The organism is Kitasatospora sp. NPDC023120 (genome assembly GCF_055560835.1).
In genome coordinates this window covers 84,562-109,117 of the sequence record NZ_JBVHHY010000003.1, presented here as the reverse complement: position 1 = coordinate 109,117, position 24,556 = coordinate 84,562, and the positions used below count along the sequence as shown (strand labels likewise).

At 73.5% G+C, this 24,556-nt stretch carries 22 protein-coding genes; 16 read left to right on the top strand and 6 right to left on the bottom strand.

What is annotated here, in order from left to right; all coding sequences use genetic code 11:
* Positions 1-54: 54 nt before the first annotated feature.
* Positions 55-1,659 carry an MFS transporter gene (locus ACZ3TI_RS05345; RefSeq protein WP_465723596.1) on the bottom strand — a complete coding sequence of 535 codons (1,605 nt, stop codon included), beginning with the start codon at positions 1,657-1,659 and terminating at the stop codon, positions 55-57.
* A gap of 216 nt (positions 1,660-1,875) precedes the next feature.
* Here ACZ3TI_RS05345 and ACZ3TI_RS05340 point away from each other — a divergent pair, with 216 nt between their 5' ends.
* The 9 genes from ACZ3TI_RS05340 to ACZ3TI_RS05300 all read left to right on the top strand — a co-directional run bounded on the left by ACZ3TI_RS05340 (position 1,876) and on the right by ACZ3TI_RS05300 (position 13,569).
* The gene (locus tag ACZ3TI_RS05340) at positions 1,876-2,577 is read left to right on the top strand and encodes a TetR/AcrR family transcriptional regulator (RefSeq protein WP_465723594.1); all 702 of its coding nucleotides are present in this window, start codon (positions 1,876-1,878) and stop codon (positions 2,575-2,577) included.
* Positions 2,578-2,686: 109 nt separating this feature from the next.
* Positions 2,687-3,997 carry a sensor histidine kinase gene (locus ACZ3TI_RS05335; protein WP_465723592.1) on the top strand — a complete coding sequence of 437 codons (1,311 nt, stop codon included), beginning with the start codon at positions 2,687-2,689 and terminating at the stop codon, positions 3,995-3,997.
* Positions 3,994-4,668 carry a response regulator gene (locus ACZ3TI_RS05330; RefSeq protein ID WP_465723590.1) on the top strand — a complete coding sequence of 225 codons (675 nt, stop codon included), beginning with the start codon at positions 3,994-3,996 and terminating at the stop codon, positions 4,666-4,668. Before ACZ3TI_RS05335 ends, ACZ3TI_RS05330 begins: the two co-directional genes overlap by 4 nt.
* 161 nt (positions 4,669-4,829) lie before the next feature.
* On the top strand, positions 4,830-5,954 hold the full coding sequence (locus tag ACZ3TI_RS05325; protein ID WP_465723588.1) for an alpha/beta hydrolase: 1,125 nt from the start codon (positions 4,830-4,832) through the stop codon (positions 5,952-5,954).
* A gap of 26 nt (positions 5,955-5,980) precedes the next feature.
* Positions 5,981-7,210 carry an acyltransferase family protein gene (locus tag ACZ3TI_RS05320; protein ID WP_465723586.1) on the top strand — a complete coding sequence of 410 codons (1,230 nt, stop codon included), beginning with the start codon at positions 5,981-5,983 and terminating at the stop codon, positions 7,208-7,210.
* Positions 7,211-7,374: 164 nt separating this feature from the next.
* Positions 7,375-9,300 carry a galactose oxidase-like domain-containing protein gene (locus tag ACZ3TI_RS05315; protein WP_465723584.1) on the top strand — a complete coding sequence of 642 codons (1,926 nt, stop codon included), beginning with the start codon at positions 7,375-7,377 and terminating at the stop codon, positions 9,298-9,300.
* A 28-nt stretch (positions 9,301-9,328) separates the two neighbouring features.
* The gene (locus tag ACZ3TI_RS05310) at positions 9,329-11,713 is read left to right on the top strand and encodes a Dyp-type peroxidase (protein WP_465723582.1); all 2,385 of its coding nucleotides are present in this window, start codon (positions 9,329-9,331) and stop codon (positions 11,711-11,713) included.
* 101 nt (positions 11,714-11,814) lie between these two features.
* Positions 11,815-12,153 carry an MmcQ/YjbR family DNA-binding protein gene (locus tag ACZ3TI_RS05305; protein WP_465723580.1) on the top strand — a complete coding sequence of 113 codons (339 nt, stop codon included), beginning with the start codon at positions 11,815-11,817 and terminating at the stop codon, positions 12,151-12,153.
* A 201-nt stretch (positions 12,154-12,354) separates the two neighbouring features.
* Positions 12,355-13,569: an alpha/beta hydrolase gene (locus tag ACZ3TI_RS05300; protein WP_465723578.1), complete on the top strand. Its 1,215-nt coding sequence runs from the start codon at positions 12,355-12,357 to the stop codon at positions 13,567-13,569.
* Between the two features lie 11 nt (positions 13,570-13,580).
* Here the strand turns inward: ACZ3TI_RS05300 and ACZ3TI_RS05295 are convergent, their stop codons facing one another.
* The gene (locus tag ACZ3TI_RS05295) at positions 13,581-14,573 is read right to left on the bottom strand and encodes a helix-turn-helix transcriptional regulator (RefSeq protein ID WP_465723576.1); all 993 of its coding nucleotides are present in this window, start codon (positions 14,571-14,573) and stop codon (positions 13,581-13,583) included.
* 101 nt (positions 14,574-14,674) lie between these two features.
* On the opposite strand from ACZ3TI_RS05295, the gene ACZ3TI_RS05290 reads away from it, so the two are divergent.
* Positions 14,675-15,253, top strand: a complete 579-nt coding sequence (locus tag ACZ3TI_RS05290) for a TIGR03086 family metal-binding protein (RefSeq protein WP_465723574.1) — start codon at positions 14,675-14,677, stop codon at positions 15,251-15,253.
* Between the two features lie 56 nt (positions 15,254-15,309).
* On the opposite strand, the gene ACZ3TI_RS05285 is transcribed toward ACZ3TI_RS05290, so the two are convergent.
* Positions 15,310-16,332 carry an aldo/keto reductase gene (locus ACZ3TI_RS05285; protein ID WP_465723572.1) on the bottom strand — a complete coding sequence of 341 codons (1,023 nt, stop codon included), beginning with the start codon at positions 16,330-16,332 and terminating at the stop codon, positions 15,310-15,312.
* Positions 16,329-16,835: a MerR family transcriptional regulator gene (locus tag ACZ3TI_RS05280; RefSeq protein ID WP_465723570.1), complete on the bottom strand. Its 507-nt coding sequence runs from the start codon at positions 16,833-16,835 to the stop codon at positions 16,329-16,331. The genes ACZ3TI_RS05285 and ACZ3TI_RS05280 overlap by 4 nt, the downstream gene beginning before the upstream one ends.
* Before the next feature lie 131 nt (positions 16,836-16,966).
* Here ACZ3TI_RS05280 and ACZ3TI_RS05275 point away from each other — a divergent pair, with 131 nt between their 5' ends.
* Positions 16,967-17,797 (top strand): serine hydrolase domain-containing protein, encoded by an 831-nt coding sequence (locus ACZ3TI_RS05275; protein ID WP_465723568.1) that lies wholly within the window; start codon positions 16,967-16,969, stop codon positions 17,795-17,797.
* Between the two features lie 3 nt (positions 17,798-17,800).
* Here ACZ3TI_RS05275 and ACZ3TI_RS05270 read toward each other — a convergent pair whose 3' ends face one another.
* Positions 17,801-18,577: a pirin family protein gene (locus ACZ3TI_RS05270; RefSeq protein WP_465723566.1), complete on the bottom strand. Its 777-nt coding sequence runs from the start codon at positions 18,575-18,577 to the stop codon at positions 17,801-17,803.
* Between the two features lie 207 nt (positions 18,578-18,784).
* On the opposite strand from ACZ3TI_RS05270, the gene ACZ3TI_RS05265 reads away from it, so the two are divergent.
* The 5 genes from ACZ3TI_RS05265 to fabF all read left to right on the top strand — a co-directional run bounded on the left by ACZ3TI_RS05265 (position 18,785) and on the right by fabF (position 23,823).
* Positions 18,785-19,981 carry a PucR family transcriptional regulator gene (locus tag ACZ3TI_RS05265; RefSeq protein ID WP_465724223.1) on the top strand — a complete coding sequence of 399 codons (1,197 nt, stop codon included), beginning with the start codon at positions 18,785-18,787 and terminating at the stop codon, positions 19,979-19,981.
* Between the two features lie 91 nt (positions 19,982-20,072).
* The gene (locus ACZ3TI_RS05260) at positions 20,073-21,023 is read left to right on the top strand and encodes an ACP S-malonyltransferase (protein ID WP_465723564.1); all 951 of its coding nucleotides are present in this window, start codon (positions 20,073-20,075) and stop codon (positions 21,021-21,023) included.
* Positions 21,020-22,051 (top strand): beta-ketoacyl-ACP synthase III, encoded by a 1,032-nt coding sequence (locus tag ACZ3TI_RS05255; RefSeq protein WP_465723562.1) that lies wholly within the window; start codon positions 21,020-21,022, stop codon positions 22,049-22,051. The genes ACZ3TI_RS05260 and ACZ3TI_RS05255 overlap by 4 nt, the downstream gene beginning before the upstream one ends.
* A gap of 80 nt (positions 22,052-22,131) precedes the next feature.
* Positions 22,132-22,374 carry an acyl carrier protein gene (locus ACZ3TI_RS05250; protein WP_189918130.1) on the top strand — a complete coding sequence of 81 codons (243 nt, stop codon included), beginning with the start codon at positions 22,132-22,134 and terminating at the stop codon, positions 22,372-22,374.
* Between the two features lie 183 nt (positions 22,375-22,557).
* The gene (gene fabF / locus ACZ3TI_RS05245; protein WP_465723560.1) at positions 22,558-23,823 is read left to right on the top strand and encodes a beta-ketoacyl-ACP synthase II; all 1,266 of its coding nucleotides are present in this window, start codon (positions 22,558-22,560) and stop codon (positions 23,821-23,823) included.
* 64 nt (positions 23,824-23,887) lie between these two features.
* On the opposite strand, the gene ACZ3TI_RS05240 is transcribed toward fabF, so the two are convergent.
* Positions 23,888-24,382, bottom strand: a complete 495-nt coding sequence (locus ACZ3TI_RS05240; RefSeq protein WP_188296478.1) for a DUF3145 domain-containing protein — start codon at positions 24,380-24,382, stop codon at positions 23,888-23,890.
* Positions 24,383-24,556 lie beyond the last annotated feature (174 nt).

The following is a 24,556-nucleotide window of genomic DNA, read 5'->3' as shown; positions in this document are numbered from 1 at the left end:
ACGGCCCCGGACTCCGCCGAGTCCGGGGCCGTGGCGTGCGGGCGCCGGCCTGGGTCAGATGTGCACGGCCGGGCCCGCGTCGGTGGCGCCGCGACGGGTCAGCAGGCCGAGCACGGCGGCGGCGAAGGCCACCACGGAGGCGACCGCGAAGGCCAGCGACATGCCGCTGACGAAGGACTCGTGGACGGCGCCGGCCATCGCGTCCACCGCCTGCTGCGGGGTGCCGGGCGGGGCCGGCGGGGCGATGCCGAGCTGGGCGGCCTGCTTGAGGCCCTCGGCGTCGGCGCCCTGGACCGGCGGCAGGCCGGCCTTCGCCCAGTTGCCGGGCAGCACGTCGCCGACCTTGGCGGCCATCAGCGCGCCCAGCACCGCGGTGCCGAGGCTGCCGCCGACCTGCATCGCGGACTGCTGCAGGCCGCCGGCCACGCCGGACAGCTCCAGCGGGGCGTTGCCGACGATCACCTCGGTGGCACCGACCATGACCGGGCTGATGCCGAGGCCCATCAGGACGAACCAGAGCGATATCACGCCGGTGCCGGAGCCGGTGTCCAGGGTAGACATGCCGAACATCGCGGTGGTGGTGATCAGCATGCCCGCCACGATCGGGATCCGCGGGCCGAGCTTGCCGATCGCGATGCCGGCGACCGGCGAGCCGACGATCATCATGCCGGTCATCGGCAGCAGGTGGACGCCCGCCTCGACCGGCTTCATCCCGTGCACGTTCTGCAGGTAGAAGGTCACGAAGAAGATCGCGCCGAAGAACGCGAAGGCCATCAGCACCATCAGCAGCACGCCCGCCGACAGCGGCACCGAGCGGAACAGGCTGAGCGGGATCAGCGGCTCGCGCGCCTTGCCCTGCCAGAGCGCGAAGAGCACCATCAGCACCACCGCGCCGCCCAGGAACAGCAGCGTCCGCGGGTCGCCCCAGCCCCACTCGGGGGCCTTGATGATGCCGAAGACCAGCGCGAACATCCCGGCCGACAGCAGCACGATGCCGGGCACGTCGAAGGACTTGGCGGCGTTCTCGGCCCGGACGTCCTTGAGGATCCACAGGCCGAGTGCCAGCGCGATCAGGCCCACCGGGATGTTGATGAAGAACACCGACTCCCAGCTGACGTGCTCGACCAGCAGGCCGCCGACGATCGGGCCGGCCGCGGTGGAGGCGCCGATCACGCCGCCCCAGATGCCGATCGCCATGTTGAGCTTCTCGGCCGGGAAGGCCCCGCGCAGCAGGCCGAGCGCGGCCGGCTGCAGCAGAGCGCCGAACAGGCCCTGCAGCACCCGGAAGGCGATCACGGTCTGGATGTTGCCCGCGAAGCCGATCGCGGCCGAGGTGGCGGCGAAGCCGACCGCGCCGACCAGGAAGGTGCTCTTGTGGCCGAACCGGTCGCCGATCTTGCCGGCGGTGATCAGGAAGACCGCCAGGGCGAGCAGGTAGCCGCTGGTGACCCATTGGATCTCGGAGGGCGCCGCGTTCAGCTTCTCCTGGATCACCGGGTTGGCGATGGCGACGATCGTGCCGTCCAGCGCGACCATCATGACGCCGACCGCGACGGTCAGCAGGGTCAGCCAGGGGTGCCCCTTGAGGCCTCCCCCGGACGGCGGGCCGAGCGGCGGCGGGGCGTCCGCCTCGGAGTTCTTGACGACGGACTGGCTCATCTGGGCCCTCCGGGGGCGTGGTTCGTTCGCAACGTGGCCGTGGCGCCCCGGCCCACCCGTCCCCACAGGTGCCCCGGCCCGACGGGCGCCACTCGCGGCAGATTATGTCAGGTGCTGACATTCGGCAAACAGTGACTTCTGGCCATTACTGACATTTGTCACAACGCTAAGGTTGAGCTCCCACCCGCCACACCCGCACTCCGGAAGGCCCCCGCCATGGCCGCTCACACCCCCCGCCCCGCCGGCACCCCGGAGGACCTCGGACGGACACCCGGGCTGCGTGAGCGCAAGAAGCAGCAGACCCGGTACGCCCTGGTCCAGGCCGCCCACATGCTCTTCCTCAGCCAGGGCTTCGCCCGGACCACCGTCGACGAGATCGCCTCCGCCGTCGACGTCTCCCAGCGCACCTTCTTCCGCTACTTCGCCAACAAGGACGAGGTCGCGCTCGCCGTGATGGCCGAGGCGGAGGACTACTTCATCGAGTGCCTGCGCCACCGCCCGGCCGAGGAGACCCCGCTCCAGGCCCTGCGCGCCTCGATCGTCAAGGCCTGGCGCGACCTCGGGAACGCCGACGCCTCCGGCCCCGGCTCGATCACCAGCGCGCTCGAGCTCATGCGGATGATCGAGGAGGCCCCCACCCTGCTTGCCGCCCACCTGCGCCGGGTCACCGAGCAGGAGCGGATCGTGGTCCGGGTGCTCGCCGAGCGCGAGGGGCTCGATCCGCGCGAGGACCTGCGCCCCACCGTGCTCGCCGCCGTCTTCGGCAGCGTGCTGCGCGCGGCCCACCTCTCCTGGACGGCCGACCGCGAACCCGAGGGACCGGAGGGCATGATCGCCCTGATCGAGCGCCACTTCGACCAGCTCGGCCCGGCCCTGACCGGCCACTGGCGCACCCCGGGCGGAACGGACAGCGCCTGAACGGCCGGGGCCGAACAGCCTGAACGCCCCGGCGTCATACCCGGGTACGACCCCTGATCCCGGCCCCGGGTCGGACGCCGGGCCGCCGCCGCGCCCCTAGTCTGGCCGGATGATCGACTCGTCCGCCCGGCCCGGCCCCCTCGGCACGGTACGCGCCCTGCTCGGCACGCTCGTCCGTCCGTCCGCCGACCACACCCCGCTGCTGGCCCAGTCCTCCCGCCCGTGGCTCCGCCACCTCCCGTACGTCCTCGCGGTGGCCGCGATCGCCTCGCTGCTGCCCAGCGGGATCAACGTGATGGCCGACGACTACGGGATCGGCGGGGGGCTCGCCGCCGCCCTCGCCGTCACGCAGACCGCGCCGCTGCTGCTCGCGGTGAGCCGGCCGCTGGCCGCCTGGTGGATGATCGGCGGCACCGACCTGCTGGCCGCGCTGCTGGCCATGACCACCGGGAGTGGGACCGGCGGCCCCTGGCCGTGGATACCCACCGGGCTGGTCGGCTACCTGTTCCTGATGGTCCCGCTCTCCCTCCGCGAGCCGAGGCGCACCCTGGTCGCGGTCTGGCTGGCCACCGCGGCTTCCGGGACCGCCCTGTCGCTCGCCGGGCTGGGCTCCCACTACACCGGGGACAACGCGATCCTCGCGACCGCCCTGACCGGCGCCGTCCTGGTGCTCGGCGGAGCCCTGCGGGAACGCGCCGAGGCGCGCCGGCTGCTCACCGAGCAGGAGCACATCAGCGAGGTCGAGCGCGAACGGCGCACGCTGCTGGAGGAACGCGCCCGGATCGCACGGGAGTTGCACGACGTGGTGGCCCACCACATGTCGGTGATCGCGGTGCAGGCCGCCAGCGCGCCGTACCGGATCCCCGACGTACCCGCCGACGCCGCCGAGGAGTTCGCCGCGATCGCCGGCACCGCGCGCGAGTCGCTCGCCGAGATGCGCCGGCTGCTGGGCGTGCTGCGCAGCGAGGAGTCCGGCGGGGAGAAGGCCCCGCAGCCCGGGGTCGACCAACTCGCCCAGCTGGTCGAGACGGTGGGGCGCGCCGGGGTGCCGGCCGAGCTGACGGTGGAGTCGGGGCTGGTGGAGGCGGTGCCGCAGGCCGTCGGCCTCTCCGCCTACCGGATCGTCCAGGAGGCGCTCGCCAACGTGGTGCGGCACGCCCCCGGCGCGCGGACCTGGGTCTCGCTCTCCTCGGACGGGCCGGAGCTGCGGGTGACCGTGGTCAACGCGCCCCCGGAGCAGCGCACCGAGTCGCTGGAGGCCTCGGTCGAGGGCACCGGGCAGGGCCTGGTCGGAATGCGCGAACGCGTCCGGCTGGTCGATGGCAGGCTGGACACCGGCCCGCTGCCGGACGGCGGCTTCAAGGTGGCCGCCGTCCTGCCCTTCGACACCCTCGACACCCTTCGGGAGCCCACCGCATGACCATCCGCGTGATCATCGTCGACGACCAGGCCATGGTGCGCGCGGGCTTCGCCGCCCTGCTCAACGCCCAGAGCGACATCGACGTGGTGGGGGACGCGGCGGACGGCGCCCAGGCCCTGGAGGTCGTCGGCCGCACCCACCCGGACGTGGTGCTGATGGACGTCCGGATGCCCGTGATGGACGGGCTGGAGGCGGCCCGGCGGCTGCTCGACCCCGCCGTGCCGGGCGCGCACCGGCCCAAGGTGCTGATGCTGACCACCTTCGACGTGGACGACTACGTGTACGAGGCGCTGCGCGCCGGGGCCAGCGGCTTCCTGCTCAAGGACGCCCCGCCCGCCGACCTGATCGCCGCGGTCCGGGTGGTCGCGGCGGGCGAGGCACTGCTCGCCCCCTCGGTGACCCGTCGGCTGATCGAGGACTTCGCCCGGACCCGCCCGCCCAGGCGCCACGACCCCAAGGTGCGGCTCAACGGCCTGACCCCGCGGGAGACCGAGGTGCTGGTGCTGATCGCCCGCGGCCTGTCCAACCAGGAGATAGCCACGCAGCTGGTGCTCGCCGAACAGACCGTCAAGACCCACATCGGGCGCATCCTCGCCAAGCTCGACCTGCGCGACCGCGCCCAGGCGGTGGTGCTCGCCTACGAGTCGGGTCTGGTGACCCCCGGCCGGTAGGGGGGTTGTCCCCACCCGGCCGGCCCCCGGCCCGGCAGCCGGAAATCCTCCTGATACCCCGGTAGCACAAGGGAGTTGGCCCCGCGGTGTGACGTCCGCGGGGCCGTCCTGTTCCTACCTTCCTCTTCGTCGCAAGCCGAACGGACGAGGAGAGCAGGGACATGCGCAGATTCCGGACCGGGCGGGCGCTCGCCGCCGCCGCGCTGGCACTGGCCGCGGTGCTCGGCGTGGGCGGCTGGGCCGCCGACACCCAGACCCCCGTCACCGGCCCGCCGCCCGGCAGCGCCGCCTGGACGGCCGACACCGCGCTCGGCCTGCGACTGCCCGACCCCGCCACCACCGACCCGGCCCGAGTCGCCGCGTTCTTCGCCGGGTTGACCGCGCCCCAGCAGGACGCGCTGGCCACCCGGCACCCGCTGGTGGTCGGCAACCTGGACGGCGCCCCGGTCGGGCTCCGCTACCGCGCCAACGCCCTGGCCCTCGCCGCCGAGCGCACCCGCGAACTCGCCCTGGTCGCCGACCCCGCCCGCACCCCGCAGGACCACGCGGCCGCCGCCGCCCGCGCCGAGCGCTACCGCACCCTGCTGGACGGCGGACGGCAGGTCCTCGCCTTCGACCCGCGGGGCCGCGGCCAGGTCGCCGAGGTGTACGGCGACCTCGCCGGCGCCGCCCGCACCGCCGTGGTCGTCCCCGGCTCGGACATCGACCTGCTCCGCTTCGACCGCGCGAGCGACCCGTACGGCACCCCCGCCGGCATGGCGCGCGCCCTCCACGAGGCCACCGGCCGGCAGACCGCCGTGATCGCCTGGGCCGGCTACACCACCCCGGTCGGCCTCGGCCTGGACGCCGCCACCGAGGACCTCGCCCGGGCCGGCGCCGCCCGCCTCACCCGGCTGCTCGACGGACTCGCCGCCACCACCCGCCCGCAGGCCCCGGCCACCGTGTTCTGCCACAGCTACGGCTCGGTGGTCTGCGGCCTGGCCCGCCCCACCCCGGCCCGGGCCTCCGGCGTGGTGGTGCTCGGCTCCCCCGGCATGGGCGTCGACTCGGCCGCCGACCTCGACCCGGGCGTCCCGCTCTGGGCCACCGCCCGCAACGGCTCCGACTGGATCGGCGACGTGCCCAACGTCCGGCTGCTCGGCCTCGGCCACGGCGCCGACCCGACCGCCCCCGGCTTCGGCGCCCGCCCGCTGCCCGCCACCGGATCCCACGGCCACACCGGCTACTTCGCCCCCGGCACCGCCTCCCTCGCCGCCTACGCCGCCATCGCCCTCGGCCGGGCCTGACCGCCCACACCGGAAGGAGCACCACCATGGCCCACCCCCTCGCCGCCCTGCGCCGCACCGCCCGGCAGGTCGACGCCAGGACCCCCGCCACCCGCGACCGCGCCCTGGACGGGCTGCGCGCCCTCGCCCTGCTCGCCGTCCCGGTCGGGCACTGGATGCTCGGCGGCTTCACCCGCGACCCCGACGGCTCGCTGCACAACGCCAGCCCGCTGTCCTCCCTCGGCTTCTTCGCCCCGATCAGCTGGGCGCTCCAGATGCTCGGGGTGTTCTTCCTGGTCGGCGGGCACTCCTCGGTCCGCTCGCTGGAACGCGCCCGCGCCCGGGGCGAGTCGGCCGGCGGCTGGCTGCGGGCCCGTACGGTCCGGCTGCTGCGCCCGGTGCTCGGGGTCACGGCCGTCTGGGCGCTGCTGCTGCCGCTGCTGCCCGCGCTCGGCGTCCCGTCGGACACCGTTCGCACCGGCGCGACGCTGGTGGTGCAGCCGCTCTGGTACATCGGGGTCTACCTGGGGCTGACCGCGCTCACCCCGCTCTGCGTGGCCGCCGGGCGCCGACTGGGCGGCTGGTCGGCGGGGCTGGCGGTGGTGTCGGTCGCGGCCGTCGACCTGCTGCGGTACGGGCCGTGGGCGCAGGCGGTGCCGTCCTGGATCGCGCTGCTGAACATCCTGCCGGGCTGGCTGTTCGGCTACCAGCTGGGGGTGCTCTGGGCCCAGGGCCGGCTCGGCCGTCCGACCGCCCGGGTGCTGCTGTCCGGCGGCGGCGCGCTGTTCGCCGTGCTGCTGCTGGTGTTCCACTACCCGGCCAGCATGGTCGGCGTGCCCGGGGCCGAGCGCACCAACTCGCACCCGCCGTCCCTGCTGGTGCTCGCCCTGGCGGCGTTCCAGTGCGGCGCCGCGGTGCTGCTGCGGGAGCGGCTGGGCCGGCTGCTGGCCCGCCGTCCGCTGCTGTGGCTGCCGGTGGTGGTGGTCAACCTGTCGGCGATGACGATCTTCTGCTGGCACCAGAGCGCGATGCTCGCGGTGGCGGTGCCCGGCGCGGCCGGGCTGGGCGCCGTCCCGGGGCTGACCACCGCGCCGGACTCGCTCGGCTGGGTGGCCGCCCGGCTGGCGCTGCTTCCGCTGTTCGGAGCCGCACTGGGGGCGATCGGGTGGTTCACCCGGCGCTTCGACGGGCCGTGGACGGCCTTCTCCCGGGCCGGGAAAGCGGCGGCGGGGGCCGCGGCGGCGCTGTTCGCGGCGTATGCGCTGGGCGTGGTGTGACGCTCCGCCGAGGGGAGCCGAGGGAAATACACCGGCATGCGAACCACCACGTGGCGTGATCTCCTGTCACCGTCGGCGACCACCGCAGGACCGCGCCCGCCCACGGCCCGTCCGTCCGCATTCGCCACCCCCTCCCTTCGCACACCCCGCTCCCGAGGAGACCCATGTCCCTGTCCCCACCACGCCCGCAGCCGCGTCGCCCGGCCCGCCGACGGCTGTCGGGCACCGCCGTGGTCCTCGCGGTGACCGCCGGCAGCCTGCTGGGCACCGCCGCCCCGGCCCTCGCCCACGGCCCCGGTCCGGACGACCTCACCCCGCACGTCGACTCCCCCCGGGTGATGGCCGAACTGCGGGAGGACGAGGTCGCGGCGCTCGGCCAGGAGCACGCCGAGGAGCACGCCCGGATGCGCGCCGCCATCCGCGGCATCGGCGACTACCCGCAGACCACCCGCACCAACCGGTACAACGCGCTGACGGCCTCCCAGGCCGATCACAACAAGGCCTTCGACCCGGCGGTCTTCGGCGCGTTCAAGGAGTACTTCCCCTCCCCCGACTTCGGCGACCACGTCGCGCTGCTGCCGACCGGCAAGGTGCTGCTGTTCTCCTTCGAGCGGATCGAGACCAACCCGGAGAAGGAGCCCGCCCCCACCCAGACCACCGGCAAGGAGAACGCCGGCCGGGCCTTCCTCTGGGATCCGGCCAAGGGCAACGGACCGGACGCGTTCAAGCAGGTCACGCCGCCGGTCGCGGACATGCCGGACGGCCTGGGCGAGCCCCGCCCGGTCCCGTTCTTCTGCTCGGGCCACTCCTTCCTGCCCAACGGCATGCTCGGCGTGTTCGGCGGCAACCTGGGCGGCAACGGCGGCACCGGCGCCAAGCTCTCGCTGATCTTCGACCCGTGGACCGAGACCTGGACCCGCAACCCCGACATGTCGGTCGGCCGCTGGTACCCCTCGGTGGTGACCGGCGCCGACGGCCGCCAGCTGATCATGTCCGGGCAGTCCGAACTCGGTTACGGCACGCCCACCCCGGTGGTCGAGCGTTTCCCCGCCAAGAAGTTCCCGGTGCCGGTGAGGAAGACCGACGTACCCGCCAACACCCCGCTGGAGCGGTTCAGGGCGGACGCCCCGTTCAGCACCGACTACCCGCACCTGTTCTCGCTCAACGACGGCAACGTCTACGGCTTCGGCCGCACGGCCGGCGAGCAGTGGAAGTTCGACCCCGTCGCCGAGACCCGCAGCGACCTCACCGCCCGTCCTGACGGCCGCAAGCGCAACTACGGCTCCGCCGTGATGCTGCCGAGCGGCGTCAACGGCCCGGACTCCGCGCTGATCCTCGGCGGCGACCGGGACAACCCGAGCACCCTGCGCTTCTCCAACGGCAGTTGGACCGCCGAGAAGTCCCGCGCCTTCGGCCGCACCCAGGACGACACCATCCTGCTGCCCGACGGCAAGCTGATGACCGTCAACGGCGCCTACGACATCCGCGACTACGGCAACGGCCCGTACAACCCCAACGCGGACCTCAAGTACCGCCAGATCGAGCTCCGCGACGACCAGGGCAACTGGAAGCTCGGCCCGGTCCAGCGGCTGCCGCGCGGCTACCACTCCAACGCGGTGGTGCTGCCCGACGGACGCGTCATGGTGACCGGCGACGAGCTCCAGCAGATGGCCAACAACACGGACATCAACGGCACGGTGGGCGGCATCCCCGGCACCACCGGCCCGACCACGATGAACGGCACCATCGAGATCTACGAGCCGTCGTACCTGCACCAGGGCGACCGGCCGGCGCTGGCCAACGCGCCCACCACGCCGGTCGGCTACGACAAGACCTTCACCGTCACCAGCACCACCCCGGGCCTGGCCGCCAAGGCCGTCCTGCTGTCCCCGACCACCTCCACCCACTCGGTCAACACCAGCCAGCGGCACATCGAGCTGAGGCTCGTCAGCCGGGCCGGCAACCGGATGCAGCTCCAGGCCCCGCCGGACGCCAAGGCCGCCCCGCCCGGCTGGTACATGCTCTTCCTGCTCAGCGACCAGGGCGTGCCCAGCGTCGCGCAGTGGGTCCAACTCGGTTCCTCGGCCTGATCCCGCAGCACGAAAGGACTTCCCACCCATGACCACGGAACTGAACCTCCGCGAAAGCGAGGAGATCCAGGGCGACATCCTCGCCGGGTTCAAGAAGGACAACGTCAGTGTCCTGTTCCTCAAGTTCGAGGACGCCGCCCGGGCCCGCGACTGGCTCCGCAAGCTGACCCCGCAGATCTCCACCACCCGCGAGGTCGCCGCGTTCAACGAGGCGTTCAGCGAGGCCAGGAAGGCCGCCGGCGGCGACGACCCCAAGTCGCTGACCGCCACCTGGCTCGGCGTCAGCTTCACCTACGAGGGCCTGCGGATGCTCTCCACGACCGACCCGTTCCCGACCGCGCCGCCGGTCGGCGGCGGCCTGGAGGCCTTCAAGGAGGGCTCGGCCAAGCGGGCCGGGGCCCTCGGCGACACCGGCGACAACTCCCCGGAGAACTGGCTGTTCGGCAACGGGAAGAACCAGCCCGTCCACGCCCTGCTGAAGATCTCCGCCGACACCGAGCGGGATCTGCAGTCGGCCGTCGACGCCCAGCGGATCGCCGCCGCCGAGTGCCGGGTCCTGGTGGTCTACCAGCAGAACGCCCAGACCCTGCTGGGCAGCCGCCGCGGCAAGGAGCACTTCGGCTTCAAGGACGGCATCAGCGAGCCCGGCATCAGGGGCTTCGACCGACCCGACCCGGCCAAGCCGGAGGAACAGGAGGGCCACCCGGGCACCCGGCTCATCCCGGCCGGCGAGTTCGTCTGCGGCCTGCCGAACGACCCGTTCAGCGGCCCACCGAGCCAGTACCCCGAGTGGGCCCGCAACGGCTCCTTCCAGGTGGTCCGCCGGCTCGCCCAGGACGTCCCCGGCTGGTGGTCGCAGGTCGCGATCAAGCTCAGGGAGCTCAAGCAGGCCAAGGCCGTCCCGGACACCGCCACCACCGAGTGGCTGGCCGCCCGGATGGTCGGCCGCTGGCGCTCCGGCGCCCCGGTCTGCAAGCACCAGTTCAACGACGTCCCGAACAACCCGGGCGCCGCCTCCGACAACGACTTCGACTTCCGGGACGACCTGGAGGGCCTGGTCACCCCGCTCTGGTCGCACCTGCGCAAGACCAGCCCGCGGGCCGGCCTGCAGGAGAGCCCGGACAAACCGGCGCTCGACGCCGGGGTCCTCGACGGCCGGCGGATCATGCGCCGCGGCACCCCGTACGGCGCCCCGTTCGACCCGGCCTCCGAGGGTCCGGGCGGCCCCGACGACCCGCGCGGCCTGCTGTTCATCTGTTACCAGGCCGACATCCAGCGGCAGTTCGAGTTCATCCAGGCCGACTGGATGGACCAGCCGAACTTCCCGCCGAACCGCGACAGCGGCGGGACCGTCCCGCCGGGGCACGCCAACCCCCGGCCGGTCCCCGGCAAGGACCCGGTCACCCAGGAGGCTCCGGACGTCGACTTCGAGAGCCGCGACGAGGGCGGCCTGATCAGGCACACCCCGGTGAGCTTCCAGCAGTTCGTCCAGACCACCGGCTCGGTGTACGCCTTCATGCCCTCGCTGAGCATCCTGCGGGGGCTCTGCGAGGGCCGGCTCACCCCGGTGGGCGGCACCACCACCCGGCCGGGCGGCGGCGGGCAGGGCACCACCACGGTGCCGGGCGGCGGCGGCACGACGCAGCCCAGGCCGCAGCCGGTGAAGGCGTACCCGTGCGACGAGTTCGTCGGCGTCCCGGACCAGTACCGCAAGGGCGGGCAGAGCCAGTACTGGGCGTTCCACGGCGACCGCTGCCGGCTGATCTCGATCGCCGACGGCTCCGCCCACACCGACCGCAAGGTCGAGGACGACACCTGGCTGACCGGCTGGTCCTGCCTGCAGGGCATCGGCCGGGTCGACTGCTTCCTGCCCGTACCGGACCAGCAGGACCCGGCCGGCAAGAGCTGGTACTGGTGCTTCCACAGCACCGGCGGCCGCCAGCAGTACCGGCTGGTCTCCGTCACCTGCAGCGGCGGCCGGTACACCACGGCCCTCGAACGCTCCGACCGCGACCTCACCTACTGGGGCTCGCTCAGCGGCATCGGCCAGGTGGACTGCTGGCTGCCCGTCCCGGACCAGCAGCGGGTCGGCGGCAAGAGCTGGTACTGGTGCTTCCACACCACCGGCGGCCGCCAGCAGTACCGGCTGATCTCGATCGCCGACGGCTCCTCGCACACCGACATCCGCGAGCGCACCGACCGCGAACTCTCCCAGTGGACCTCCCTGAACGGCCTGGGCCGGGTGGACTGCTTCCTGCCCGTCCCGGACTGCCAGCGGGTCGGCGGGAACAGCGAGTACTGGGTGTTCAGCGGCCAGAACTACCGCCGGATCTCGATCTCCGACGGCAGCGGCCACCCGGACCGGCTGGTCGCCGCCGACCGCTCCTGCGACGCCTGGTCCTCGCTGTCCTGACCGGGACCGCCTGACCGGGCCCCCGGACGGGCCACGCGCCCCCGGTGCGCCATCACGCGCGCCGGGGCCGCGTTGTCAGTGCCCTGCTCTAGCCTGCCGTCATGGCGATGACGTTCGACGAGTTCCGCACGATGGCGCTGGCCCTGCCGGAGGCCGCCCAGGAGCCGACCTGGGAGATCGAGACGCTGCGGGTCCGCGGCCGGATCTTCGCGATGGGCGCGCCCGACGGCGACCGGGTCACCGTCAAGGCCTCCCCCGAGGACCAGGCCGAACTGCTCGCCGCCGAGCCCGAGGTCTTCTCCTCCGCCCCCTACGTCGGGCGGCACGGCTGGGTGAGCGTCCGGCTGGACCTGGTGGACCGGGAGGAACTGCGCGACCTGGTCACCGAGGCCTGGCGGCGGACGGCACCGAAGCGGCTGGTACGGGAGTTCGACGCCTGAGCGAACGGCCGTACGGGCTGCCGCCGCACCTCCGGGAGACGCCGCGAGGACACCCCCCGGTTCATGTGATCCATCCCACAGTTTGGGCGTGTCCGCCATCCCTTCGGGCCCCCTAGGCTTGCGCAGGGAAGTCAGCAGTTCAGATCGCACCCTCCGGGCACCGCCCGAGAAACGGTGACGGGCCCCAAGGGAGTTGGTGCGGTGCGCAACCGTCGACGCTGGAAGCGGGTACTGGTCGGGGCGTTCGCGGGTTGCGCCGTACTCGCCGACGCCGGCGCCTCCGCGGCCGCGGCCGCTGTCTCCTCCGAGCAGCTGGCGATCTCCACGCCCCCGGCCGGCAGCTCCGCCTGGGTCCAGGACCACTCCTTCGGCCGACCGCTGCCCGACCCGGCCACCACCACCCCGGCCGCCGCCGCCGAGTTCTTCGCCTCGCTGGCGCCCACCGAGCTGGACCGGCTGATCCAGGCGTACCCGCTGGTCGTCGGCAACTACGACGGCGCCCCGCTGGACCTGCGCTACCGCGCCAACCGGATCGCCCTCGCCGTCGAGCGCGACAAGGCCAGGGCCCGCGCCGAGGACCGCGAGCTCGACTCCGACACCCGCGCACTGGCCGTCTCCCGCGCCAACGACACCGAGCACCTGCTCGCCCCCGGCCGGCAGGTCCTGGCCTTCGACCCGCGCGGCCGCGGCCTGGTCACCGAGGTGTGGGGCGACCTCGCCGACGCCGAGCGGATCTCCGTCCTGGTGCCCGGCTCGGACGCCGACCTCGGACACTTCGACCAGACCGCCGAGCCGCTGCGCTCCCCGGCCGGCATGGCCCGCGCCCTCTACGCCGAGCAGAAGCGCCAGGCCCCCGGCACCCGTACCGCCGTGGTCTCCTGGACCGGCTACGTCACCCCCTCCGGCCTCGGCCCGGACGCGGCCACCTCCCGGCTCGCCGACGTCGCCGCGCCCCGGCTGGAGCGGCTGCTCGCCGGACTCAAGGAGACCACCCGCCCGGACGCGCCCCCGTCGCTGCTCTGCCACTCGTACGGCTCGGTGGTCTGCGGGACCGCCGCCCCGAAGATCCCGCGCGCGGCCTCCTCGCCGTCCGACACCTCGGGCATCACCGACATGATGGTGTTCGGCAGCCCCGGCATGGGCGTGCAGAGCACCGCCGAACTGGGCGCCGGTGTGCACGTCTGGGCCGCCCGCAACCCCAGCGACTGGATCGGCAACGTCCCGTTCCTGGAGGTCGGCAAGCTCGGCCACGGCGCCGACCCGACCGGCGACGGCTTCGGCGCCGAGCAGATCTCCTCGGCCCGCGCGGTCGGCCACAACGGCTACTTCACCGACGGCACCGACAGCCTGCACAACTTCGCGGCGATCTCGCTCGGCCACTACCAGGGCGTGGTCCGGGCGACGCCCAACTCCTAGTCGCCACACGGCTAGGAAGGCTGGTCCTGGTAGAGCCGGAGGGCGTCCGCCGCCGCCCGGGCCAGCTCGCGCCGGGCGGCCGGCGGGGCCAGCACCTCGACGTCCGCCCCGAAGGCCAGCAGCGACCGGACCGCCGCCGGGGCCGGGAAGGCCATCGCCACCTCCACCCACTCCTCGGCCGGCCCGACGCCCGCCTCCGGCGGCGGCGCGGTGACCCGGCCGCCGTGGATGCGCAGGAACATGTCCAGCCGCCCGCGCCGGACCCGCACCCGTACCGGCAGCTCCACCGGCAGCCGCTCCACCTGCTCGCGCAGCACCGCCCAGACCTCGCCGAGCCCCAGGCCGGGCCTACGGCGCACCGCCTCCTCGGTGGTCCCGGCGGCCAGCACCCGGTCGGCCCGGAACAGCCGCGGCTCGCCGTGCAGATCGGCCACCAGGTACCAGACCGCGGCCTTGCTCACCAGCCCGTACGGGTCGACGGTGTACTCCACCGGCGCGGGCGTACCACTGTGCCGGTAGCGCAGCCGCAGCCGCCGGTCGGCGAAGACCGCGTACTGCAGCTCGCCCAGGTCCGGGCCCGGCGCGGCGGCGGGCGAGCCGCCGTGGTGCATCCAGCGGGCCGGGTCGACCAGGATCCGCTCGCTGATCCGCTCGGCGGCCGGGCGGTGCGGGGCCGGCAGCGCCGCCATCACCTTGCGCAGCGCCGAGCCGAGCGCGCCGTCCAGTCCGAGGTCGCTGTGCGCGCCCTGGGCGGAGAGCACGAACAGCGCCCGGGCCTCGTCCGCGGTCAGACCGGTGACGTCGGTCCGGTAGCCGGGCAGCAGACCGATGCCGCCGTGCCGCCCGCGTTCGGTGAACACCGGCACTCCGGCCGCGGAGAGCGACTCCACGTCGCGGTAGATGGTGCGCACGGACACCTCCAGCCGCTCGGCGAGTTCGGTGGCGGACACCCGGCCGCGGGTCTGGAGCAGCAGGAGGATCGAGAGCAGGCGGTCGGCCTTCATGGTCCAAGAATCCCAGTAATCCTGACGGCACTTGTCAGGTTTTACTGGGAGATTGCGTTCCGAGCCCGAAAGCCCGACCCACCACGGGGAGTTGACCGCACATGAACGCCGTCCAGGACGCCCGCCCGCAGTACCTGCTCGCCCTCGACCAGCTGGAGAAGCTGTTCGCCACGATCACCCCGGCGGACCTCGACCGGCCCACCCCGTGCAGCGAGTTCACGCTGCGGCAGCTGCTGAACCACGTGGTCGGCGGCGTCCACCGTCTGGCGTACATGGGCGAGGGCGGCCGCTTCGAGGACATCGTGGCCGCCATCGAGGACCCGTCGGACGACGGCTGGCCGGCCGCGCTGGGCCGGGCCCGCGCCCGGGCCGCCGCCGCCTGGGCGGACGACGCCAAGCTCGGCCGCCCGACCGTCGCGCCCTGGGGCGAGGTGCCCGGCGGCGCCGTGGTCGGCGGCTACGTGATGGAGGCGGTGACCCACACCTGGGACATCGCCACCAGCCTCGGCAACGGCTTCGCGCTGGACGAGACGCTGGCGCGGACCGCGCTGGGCATCGCCCAGGCCGTCCTGCCGCCCGAGGCCCGCGTCGAGGGTGTCCCGTTCGGCGCCGTCCGGCCGGTCGCCGAGGACGCCGACGTCCACGCCCGGCTGGCCGCCTGGCTGGGCCGCGAGGTCTGACGGAGAGCCCGGGGGGTCGCCGACTCCCCGGGCCCGCCCGGCTGTTCCGCTCCGGGCTACTCCCGTCCGACCGAGGTGAAGCTCATGTCCGCGTAGCGGTCCCCTGACACCCGGCCGGCCACCGGCTCCAGCAGCGCCAGCTCCTCCGCCGTGAGCCGCAGCGTCGCCGCCGCGGTGTTCTCGGCGAGGCGGCTGCGCTTGCGGGTGCCCGGGATCGGCACGACGGTCAGCCCGTGCACCTCGGACCGCTGGTGCACCCAGGCCAGCGCCACCTGGGCGAGCGTCACGCCGTGCGCCTGCGCGATCTCCCGCAGCGGAGCGAGCAGTTCGGCGTTGGCGGTCGCGTTGTCGCCGGTGTAGCGCGGGTGGGTGCGCCGGAAGTCGGTCTCGGAGAGCTTCCCGGCGTCCTGGAAGGCACCGGTCAGGAAGCCGCGCCCGAGCGGCGAGTACGGCACGAAGGCCACGCCCAGCTCGGCAGCGGCCGGCACCGCCGAACGCTCGACGTCGCGGGCGAACACCGACCACTCGGACTGCAGCGCGGCGATCGGATGGACGGCGTGCGCCTCGCGCAGCTCGGCCCCGGTCACCTCGGACAGGCCCAGGTGGCGCACCTTGCCCGCCGCGACCAGCTCGCCCATGGCGCCGACCGACTCGGCCAGCGGCACGGCCGGGTCGCGGCGGTGCATGTAGTAGAGGTCGATCTCGTCCACGCCGAGGCGGCGCAGCGAGGCGTCGACGGCGGCCTTGATGTACGCGGGGTCGTTGCGGATGGCGCGCCGGGTCGGGTCGTCCTCCGAGCGCTCGATGGCGAACTTGGTGGCGATCACCACCTTGTCCCGGTTGGCCCGGACGAAGGGGCCGACGAACTCCTCGTTGCGGCCGAAGCCGTACATGTCGGCGGTGTCGAACAGGGTGACGCCGGCCTCCAGCGCGGCGTCCAGGGTGGCGAGCGCCTCGTCGGTGTCGGTGGGTCCGTAGAACTCGCTCATGCCCATGCAGCCGAGGCCCTGGACACCCACCAGCGGGCCGCCGGTGCCGAGTTCGGCGGTGGGAAGGACGGGGTGGACGGGGTGAGTCATGCGCTCTGCTCTTCCTCTGCGCGGTCGTACTGGCATTGGGCCGGGGCGCCGGCGGTGTCGGCGACCTTCCCGGCGTAGAGATCGATCTTGTAGTCGAGGACGGCGAGGGTGGCCTGGAGGTCGACGATCTTCTGCCGGACCTCCTCGCGCTGGGCCTCCAGCAGCAGGCGCCGCCCCTCGTAGGTCTGCTCGCCCTGGCGGGCCATGTCCACGTACTTGAGCATGTCCGCCACGGACATGCCGGTCAGTCGCAGCCGGCCCAGGAAGGCCAGCCGGTGCAGGTCGGCGTCGCAGTAGCGGCGCTGGCCGCCGGCCGCGCGGTCGACCGGGTCCAGCAGGCCGATCCGCTCGTACCAGCGCAGGGTGTGGGCGGTGAGCCCGCTCGCCACGGCGACCTCGCTGATGGTGTGCCGCGGGGTCCGGTCCGGATCTCCGCCCGGGGCGCGGTTGTACACCTCGGAACAGCTGCGCAGGTCGATCTCGACCCGTGCGGGTGTGGCCATCGAACGTTCCCCCCTGTCCTGTGCGACGGGAAAGACGCTACCGAGTTGGAGTGCACTCCAAGCAAGCCCGCCCGGCCCCACAGCCGGGTGCCCCCGCCACCACGCTCCGGCCCCCGTTACAGTCGGTACCCATGGAGAGCTTGCGTTTGATCGACAACTGGCCGGTGCCCCACGCCGCGGCGGCGGTGGTCCGGGGGGCGGACGGCGCGGTGCTGGGGGCGCACGGGCCGCAGCAGCAGCTGTTCCCGCTGGCGTCGGTGACCAAGCTGCTCACCTCGTACGCGGCCCTGGTCGCGGTCGAGGAGGGCGTGTTCGAGCTGGACGACCCGGCCGGCCCGCCCGGCGCGACCGTCCGCCACCTGCTCGCGCACACCTCCGGCCTGGGCTTCGACGAGGACCGGGTGTTCGCCGAGCCCGGCAACCGCCGGCTCTACTCCAACGCGGGCTTCGACGCGCTGGCCCGGGCACTGTCCGAAGCCGCCGGGATCGAGTTCTCCCGCTACGTCGCCGAGGCGGTGTTCGAGCCGCTGGGCATGGCCGACACCCTGATCAACACCGCGCACAAGTCCCCGGCCGGCGCCGGCGGCCTGTCCACCATCGCCGACCTCGCCCGGTTCGCCGCCGAGCTGCAGGCGCCCAAGCTGCTGGACCCGTCCACCGTCCTGCGGGCCACCCGCGAGGTCGCCTTCCCCGGCACCGGCGGCGTGCTGCCCGGCTACGGCCACCGCCGTCCGAACGACTGGGGCCTCGGCTTCGAGATCCGCGACGGCAAGAGCCCGCACTGGACCGGCACCGCCAACTCCCCCGCCACCTTCGGCCACTTCGGCCAGTCCGGCACCTTCCTGTGGGTCGACCCGCAGGCGGGCGCGGCCTGCGTCGCGCTCACCGACCGGGACTTCGGCCCGTGGGCGGTCGAGGCCTGGCCCGCCTTCTCCGACGCCGTCCTCGAAGAACTCCGGTAAGCCTCAGCCGTACGAGACCGGCGAGTGCATCTCCCACAGCAGGAGCTGCGCGCCGGTCTCGCCCGCCGTCGGGGCGGCGAAGGCCTCGCCGGTGATCCGCACGCTGTCGCCCGGGACCATCGACCGTCCGCCGCCCTTGGGCCCCGGGATGGTCCGGTAGCCCAGCGAGCCGGCCGTGAGGTGGGCGTACCGCCAGGGGGCCGCGGGCAGTTCGGGCAGCGGCTGCCACGGACCGGCGGTCGCCAGCCAGAGCGCGGCGTCGCTGCGGCGCAGCCGCAGGGCGTCCGTCCCGGCGTCGCGCTCCAGACCGGAGGCGAGCAGCGTCAACCCGCCGTCCGCGGGTTCCACCTTGCGCAGCCCGTACGCCGGGGGCGCGTCGAACCGGTCCGGCTGGAGCCACATCTGGACGAAGCGGACCGGGACGGTGGCGCCGCCGGCGTTGCGCTCGGTGTGGGTGACTCCGGAGCCGGCGCTGAGGTGCTGGACCATCCCGGGGCGGACCACCCCGTCGTGGCCGTGGGAGTCCCGGTGGGCGAGCGCCCCCTCCAGCACCCAGGTGAGGATCTCGGTGTCCCGGTGCTTGTGCTCCTCGAACCCGGCTCCGGGGGCGAGGAGTTCCTCGTTGCACGCGAGCAGCGCGCCGAAGTGCGTGTTCTTCGGGTCGTAGTGGCCGGAGAAGGAGAACGCGTGGCGGGTCTCGATGCCCTCGGCCGGGGTGGAGCGGTAGCGCTCGGCGGTGCGGCGCAGGTCGGCGCGGGGGCGTTCAGGGGCGTCGGTCACGCCCCCCACAGTAGAGGCTGTGACTCTTGCCACCGCGCCGCTCCGCCGGGGGGTGTGCACGAGCAGTCACTCGCGTGAGGCAGTCTTGTCCTTGTGCCAGCCGCTTCCACGAACTCCAAGAGCGAACCCAGTCCCGTACCCGAACCGACCGGGAAGAGCCCGGCTCCCCGGTCGGGCCGCGACCGTCCCGGGCGCTCGGCGCCCCGGCTGACGGCGCAGGAGCGCAGAAACGCCGCCGAGCGCGCCGAGCGCCGGGCGGCGACGCTCAAGCGGCTGGAGAAGTCCTCGGGCAAGCTGGCCACCGCCGCGATCTCGCGGATGGACGACCAGCTCGGCTGGTACCGGCGGATGCCCCCGGAGCACCGGTCCTGGATCGGCCTGGTCGCCCAGGCCGGCATCGCCGCCTTCACCGAGTGGTACCGCCACCCCGACGCCGCCCAGGCGATCTCCACCGACGTCTTCGGCACCGCCCCGCGCGAGCTGACCAGGGCGATCACCCTGCGCCAGACCGTCGAGCTGATCCGCACCACGATCGAGGTGATGGAGGAGGCCATCGAGGAGGTGGCCGCCCCCGGCGACGAGGCGGACATGCGCGAGTCGGTGCTGGTCTACGCCCGGGAGATTGCCTTCGCCACCGCCCAGGTGTACGCCCAGGCGGCCGAGGCGCGCGGCGCCTGGGACGCCCGGCTGGAGGCCCTGGTGGTCAACTCGCTGCTGTCCGGCGACGCCGACGAGGGCGTGCTCTCCCGCGCCGCGGCGCTCGGCTGGGGCCAGCCCAGCCAGGTCCGGGTGGTGATGGGCAGCGCCCCGGACGGCGACAGTGAGCTGGTGGTCGAGGCGATCCGCCGGGCCGCCCGGTACGCCAAGCTGCACGTCCTGACCGGGGTGCTGGGCAAGCGCCTGGTGGTCGTGGTCGGCGGCGACAAGGAGCCGGTGCACGCCGCCCGGGCGCTGATCGGCCAGTTCGCGCCGGGCCCGGTGGTGGTCGGCCCGACCGTGCCCGACCTGCTCTCGGCGACCCGCTCGGCGCACGCCGCCGCGGCCGGTCTGCGGGCCTGCGCGGCCTGGCCGGACGCCCCCCGCCCGGTGCTGGCCGACGACCTGCTGCCCGAGCGGGCGCTGGCCGGCGACCAGGCGGCGCGCCGCCAGTTGGTGGAGGAGATCTACACACCGCTGGACGAGGCGGGCTCGGCGCTGTTGGAGACGCTGAGCGTCTACCTGGAGCAGGCCTCCTCACTGGAGGGCGCGGCCCGGATGCTCTTCGTCCACCCCAACACGGTGCGCTACCGGCTACGACGCGTGACCGACGTCACGGGGTACGCCCCCTCCGACGTACGTTCGGCGTTCACCCTGCGGATCGCACTGGCCCTCGGCCGGCTGACCGCGGCCGGAGAGCCTGGCTGAGCCGGAGTGTAGGGACCATACAATCCCGGATGGTTTTCTTCGTTACCGTCGCCTACCCGCCCCTGGGCGCCTGGCGAGAGAGGGTTGAACCGTGCTCGTAATCGTCGCCCCTGGACAGGGTGCCCAGTCCCCCGGTTTCCTCAGCCCCTGGCTGGAGCTCGACGGTGTCGCCGACCGCCTGCGTGGCTGGTCGGAGGTCGCCGGGCTCGACCTGGTGCACGTCGGCACCGAGGCGTCCGCCGAGGAGATCAAGGACACCGCCGTCGCCCAGCCGCTGCTGGTCGCCGCCGGTCTGGTGACCGCCCGGGAGCTGTTCCCGGACGAGGACGCCGCCCGCAAGCTGGTCGGCGCCGTGGCCGGCCACAGCGTCGGTGAGATCACCGCCGCCGCCGGCGCCGGGGTGCTCAGCGCCCACGACGCGCTGACCTTCGTCCGTGAGCGCGGCCGGGCCATGGCCGCGGCGGCCGCCGTCACCGAGACCGGCATGACCGCCGTGCTCGGCGGCGACCCGGAGGTCGTCGCCGCGAAGCTGGCCGAACACGGCCTGACGGCTGCCAACAACAACGGCGGCGGCCAGATCGTCGCCGCCGGCACGCTGGCCCAGCTGGAGGCGCTGAAGGCGGACCCGCCGGCCGGCGCCAAGCTGATCGCCCTGAAGGTGGCCGGCGCGTTCCACACCGAGCACATGGCCCCCGGCGTCGAGCGGCTGGCCGAGCTGGCCCCGACCCTGACCGCGGCCGACCCGCAGGTGCGCTACGTCTCCAACAAGGACGGCGGGGTCGTGGACTCCGGCACGGAGGTGCTCGCGCGCCTGGTGTCGCAGGTCTCCAACCCGGTCCGCTGGGACCTCTGCATGGAGACCCTCGGGCAGCTGGGCGCGACGGCCGTGATCGAGCTGTCCCCCGCGGGCACCCTCACCGCGCTGCTCAAGCGCAACCTCAAGGGTGTGGCCACGCTCGCCCTCAAGACCCCCGCCGACCTGGACAAGGCCCGTGAGCTCGTCGCCGAGCACGGCGGCCAGGAGCAGGAGATCACCGCATGACCAAGCCCCAGATCCGCCCGGCGAGCGGTGCGCAGTACTCGCGCATCCTCGGTGTCGGCGGCTACCGCCCGGTCCGGGTGATTCCCAACGCCGAGGTCCTGGAGTGGATCGACTCCTCCGACGAGTGGATCCGCACCCGCAGCGGCATCGCCGAGCGCCGCTGGGCCGGCCCGGACGAGTCCGTCGCCGAGATGTCGATCCAGGCCGCCGGCAAGGCCATCGCCCAGGCCGGGATCTCCCCCGAGCAGGTCGGCGGCGTGATCGTCGCGACCGTCTCGCACCTCAAGCAGACCCCCGCGATCGCCACCGAGATCGCCGAGCGGCTCGGCTGCGGCAAGGCCCCGGCCTTCGACATCTCGGCCGCCTGCGCCGGCTTCGGCTACGGCCTGGGCCTGGCCGACGGCATGATCCGCGGCGGCAACGCCGAGTACGTGCTGGTGATCGGCGTCGAGCGGCTCAGCGACCTGACCGACAAGTCGGACCGCTCGACCGCGTTCATCTTCGGCGACGGCGCCGGCGCCGCGATCGTCGGTCCGTCCGACACTCCCGGCATCGGCAAGCTGATCTGGGGCTCGGACGGCTCGCAGGCCGACGTCATCACCCAGACCCAGGCCTGGGACACCGCCTTCGCCAAGCCCGAGGCCGTCAACGGCCCGGGCGAGGAGACCACGTGGCCGTACCTTCGGATGGACGGCCAGCCGGTCTTCCGCTGGGCGGTCTGGGAGATGGCCAAGGTCGCCCAGCAGGCGCTGGACGCCGCCGGGGTGACCGCCGACCAGCTCGGCGCGTTCATCCCGCACCAGGCCAACATGCGGATCACCGACGCCATGATCAAGGCGCTCAAGCTGCCCGCGTCGGTGCCGGTCGCCCGTGACATCGCGGAGACCGGCAACACCTCCGCGGCCTCCATCCCGCTCGCGATGGAGCGCATGCTGGAGACCGGCGAGGCCCACAGCGGCGACCTGGCGCTGATCATCGGCTTCGGGGCGGGTCTCGTGTACGCCGCGGCAGTCGTTACGCTCCCCTAGGCGCGTTTCGCCCCACTGATTCACAAGCCTGTGTCCGGCCGCCGGTCGGACACGTTCAACACTGAAGAGGAGCAGCCAGTATGGCTACCAAGGACGAGGTCCTGGAAGGTCTCGCCGAGATCGTCAACGAGATCGCCGGTATCCCGACCGAGGATGTCGCGCTCGACAAGTCCTTCACCGATGACCTGGACGTCGACTCGCTGTCCATGGTCGAGGTCGTCGTGGCCGCCGAGGAGCGCTTCGACGTCAAGATCCCGGACGACGAGGTGAAGAACCTGAAGACCGTCGGCGACGCGGTGGACTACATCCTCACCAACGCCTGAGCGATCGACTCGTTCGACTCGGCCAGCCCGTCCGGCGGTTCACCCGCCTCCGACGGCTGACCTGTCGGCCCGGCTCACCGAGCCGGGCCGACCAGCCGGCCGGGACGCCCCACTCGGGGCGCCCGGCCGGGCCCATCCGCGGCTCCCGCCGACCCCCCGCACACGTGAGAGAAGAAGAAACCAGTGACCGCTGAAAACCGCACCGTGGTCGTCACGGGTATCGGCGCCTTCACGCCGCTGGGCGCCGACGCCGCCGGCACCTGGGAGAACCTGGTCGCCGGTAAGTCCGGTGTGGCGGCCCTGACCGAGGAGTGGGCCGAGGAGCTGCCGGTTCGGATCGCCGCGCGCACCGCCGTCGAGCCCGGCGAGATCCTGCCCCGCCCGCTGGCCCGCAAGCTGGACCGCTCGGCCCAGTTCGCCGTGATCGCCGCCCGCGAGGCCTGGGCCGACGCCGGCTACGAGACCCCCGCCACCGACGAGTCCTCCAAGCTCACCCCCGAGCGTCTGGGCACCGTCATCGCCTCCGGCATCGGCGGTGTGACCACCCTGCTCGACCAGTACGACATCCTGCGGGAGAAGGGCGCCCGCAAGGTCTCCCCGCACACCGTCCCGATGCTGATGCCCAACTCCCCGGCGGCCAACGTCGGCCTGGAGGTCGGCGCCCGCGCGGGTGTGCACACCCCCGTCTCCGCCTGCGCCTCCGGCGCCGAGGCGATCGGCTACGCGATCGAGATGATCCGCACCGGTCGCGCCGACGTCGTGGTGGCCGGCGGCACCGAGGCGGCGATCCACCCGCTGCCGATCGCCGCGTTCGCCAGCATGATGGCGATGTCCAAGAACAACGAGGACCCCGAGCGCGCCTCCCGTCCGTACGACAAGGCCCGCGACGGCTTCGTGCTGGGCGAGGGCGCCGGCGTGATCGTCCTGGAGTCGCTCGAGCACGCCGAGGCCCGCGGCGCCCGGATCTACTGCGAGGCGGTGGGCCAGGGCCTGTCCTCGGACGCCCACCACATCGCCCAGCCCGAGCCGACCGGCGCCGGCGTGGCCCGGGCGCTGGCCGACCTGTTCGAGCGCAACCAGCTGGACAAGGCCGAGATCGTGCACGTCAACGCGCACGCCACCTCGACCCCGCAGGGCGACACCGCCGAGCTGAAGGCGCTCCGCAAGGAGCTCGGCGACGACCTCGACCACATCGCCATCTCGGCCACCAAGTCGATGACCGGCCACCTGCTGGGCGGCGCCGGCGGTGTCGAGACCGTCGCCACCGTGCTGGCCCTGCACAACCGTCTCGCCCCGCCGACCATCAACGTCGACGACCTGGACGACGACGTGGACGCGGACATCGTGCGCGGCGAGGCCCGCAAGCTGCCCGAGGGCCGGATCGCGGCGCTGAACAACTCGTTCGGCTTCGGCGGCCACAACGTGGTGCTGGCCTTCCGCACCCGCTGACGCACACGACGGAAGGGGCCGGCGCTCGCGGAGAGCGCCGGCCCCTTCCGTCGTGCCGGGGCTGTCAGACCACCTGGTGCAGCCAGCGCACCGGCGCTCCCTCGCCCGCGTACCGGAACGGCTCCAGCTCGTCGTCCCAGGGCTTGCCGAGCAGCCGGGCGATCTCGGCCTCCAGGTCGGCCCCCTCGCTGCGGGCGCGCAGCAGGACGGCGCGCAGCCGGTCCTCGGGGATCAGGATGTCGCCGTGGATGCCCGTGACGGCGTGGAAGATGCCGAGCGAGGGCGTGCTGCTGTAGCGCTCCCCCTCCGCCGTGGCGCAGGGCTCGCTGGTCACCTCGTACCGCATCAGCTGCCAGCCGCGCAGCGCGGAGGCGAGCTTCGAGGCCGTACCGGGCTCCCCCTGCCAGGAGAGCTCGGCACGCCAATGCCCGGGTGCGGCCGGCTGGCGGATCCAGTCCAGGCTCACCCGCACACCGAGCACCCCCGCGACGGCCCACTCGACGTGCGGGCACAGCGCGCGGGGCGCGGAGTGGATGTAGAGAACTCCACGTGTCGTCACCGGGACCTCCAGGCTGTGGACGAGGGTCGCCTTCCCCAGCTGCCTCGTGCCTGCAGTTGATCCACAGTTACCCACGTTTGCCGACATTAAGTCACTAAATTGAGCAAAACGGACAGGCTTTCGCTCAATGCTAGTCGAATCCTCAACGAGGTCTACCCCTCGGCCGGATCTCTC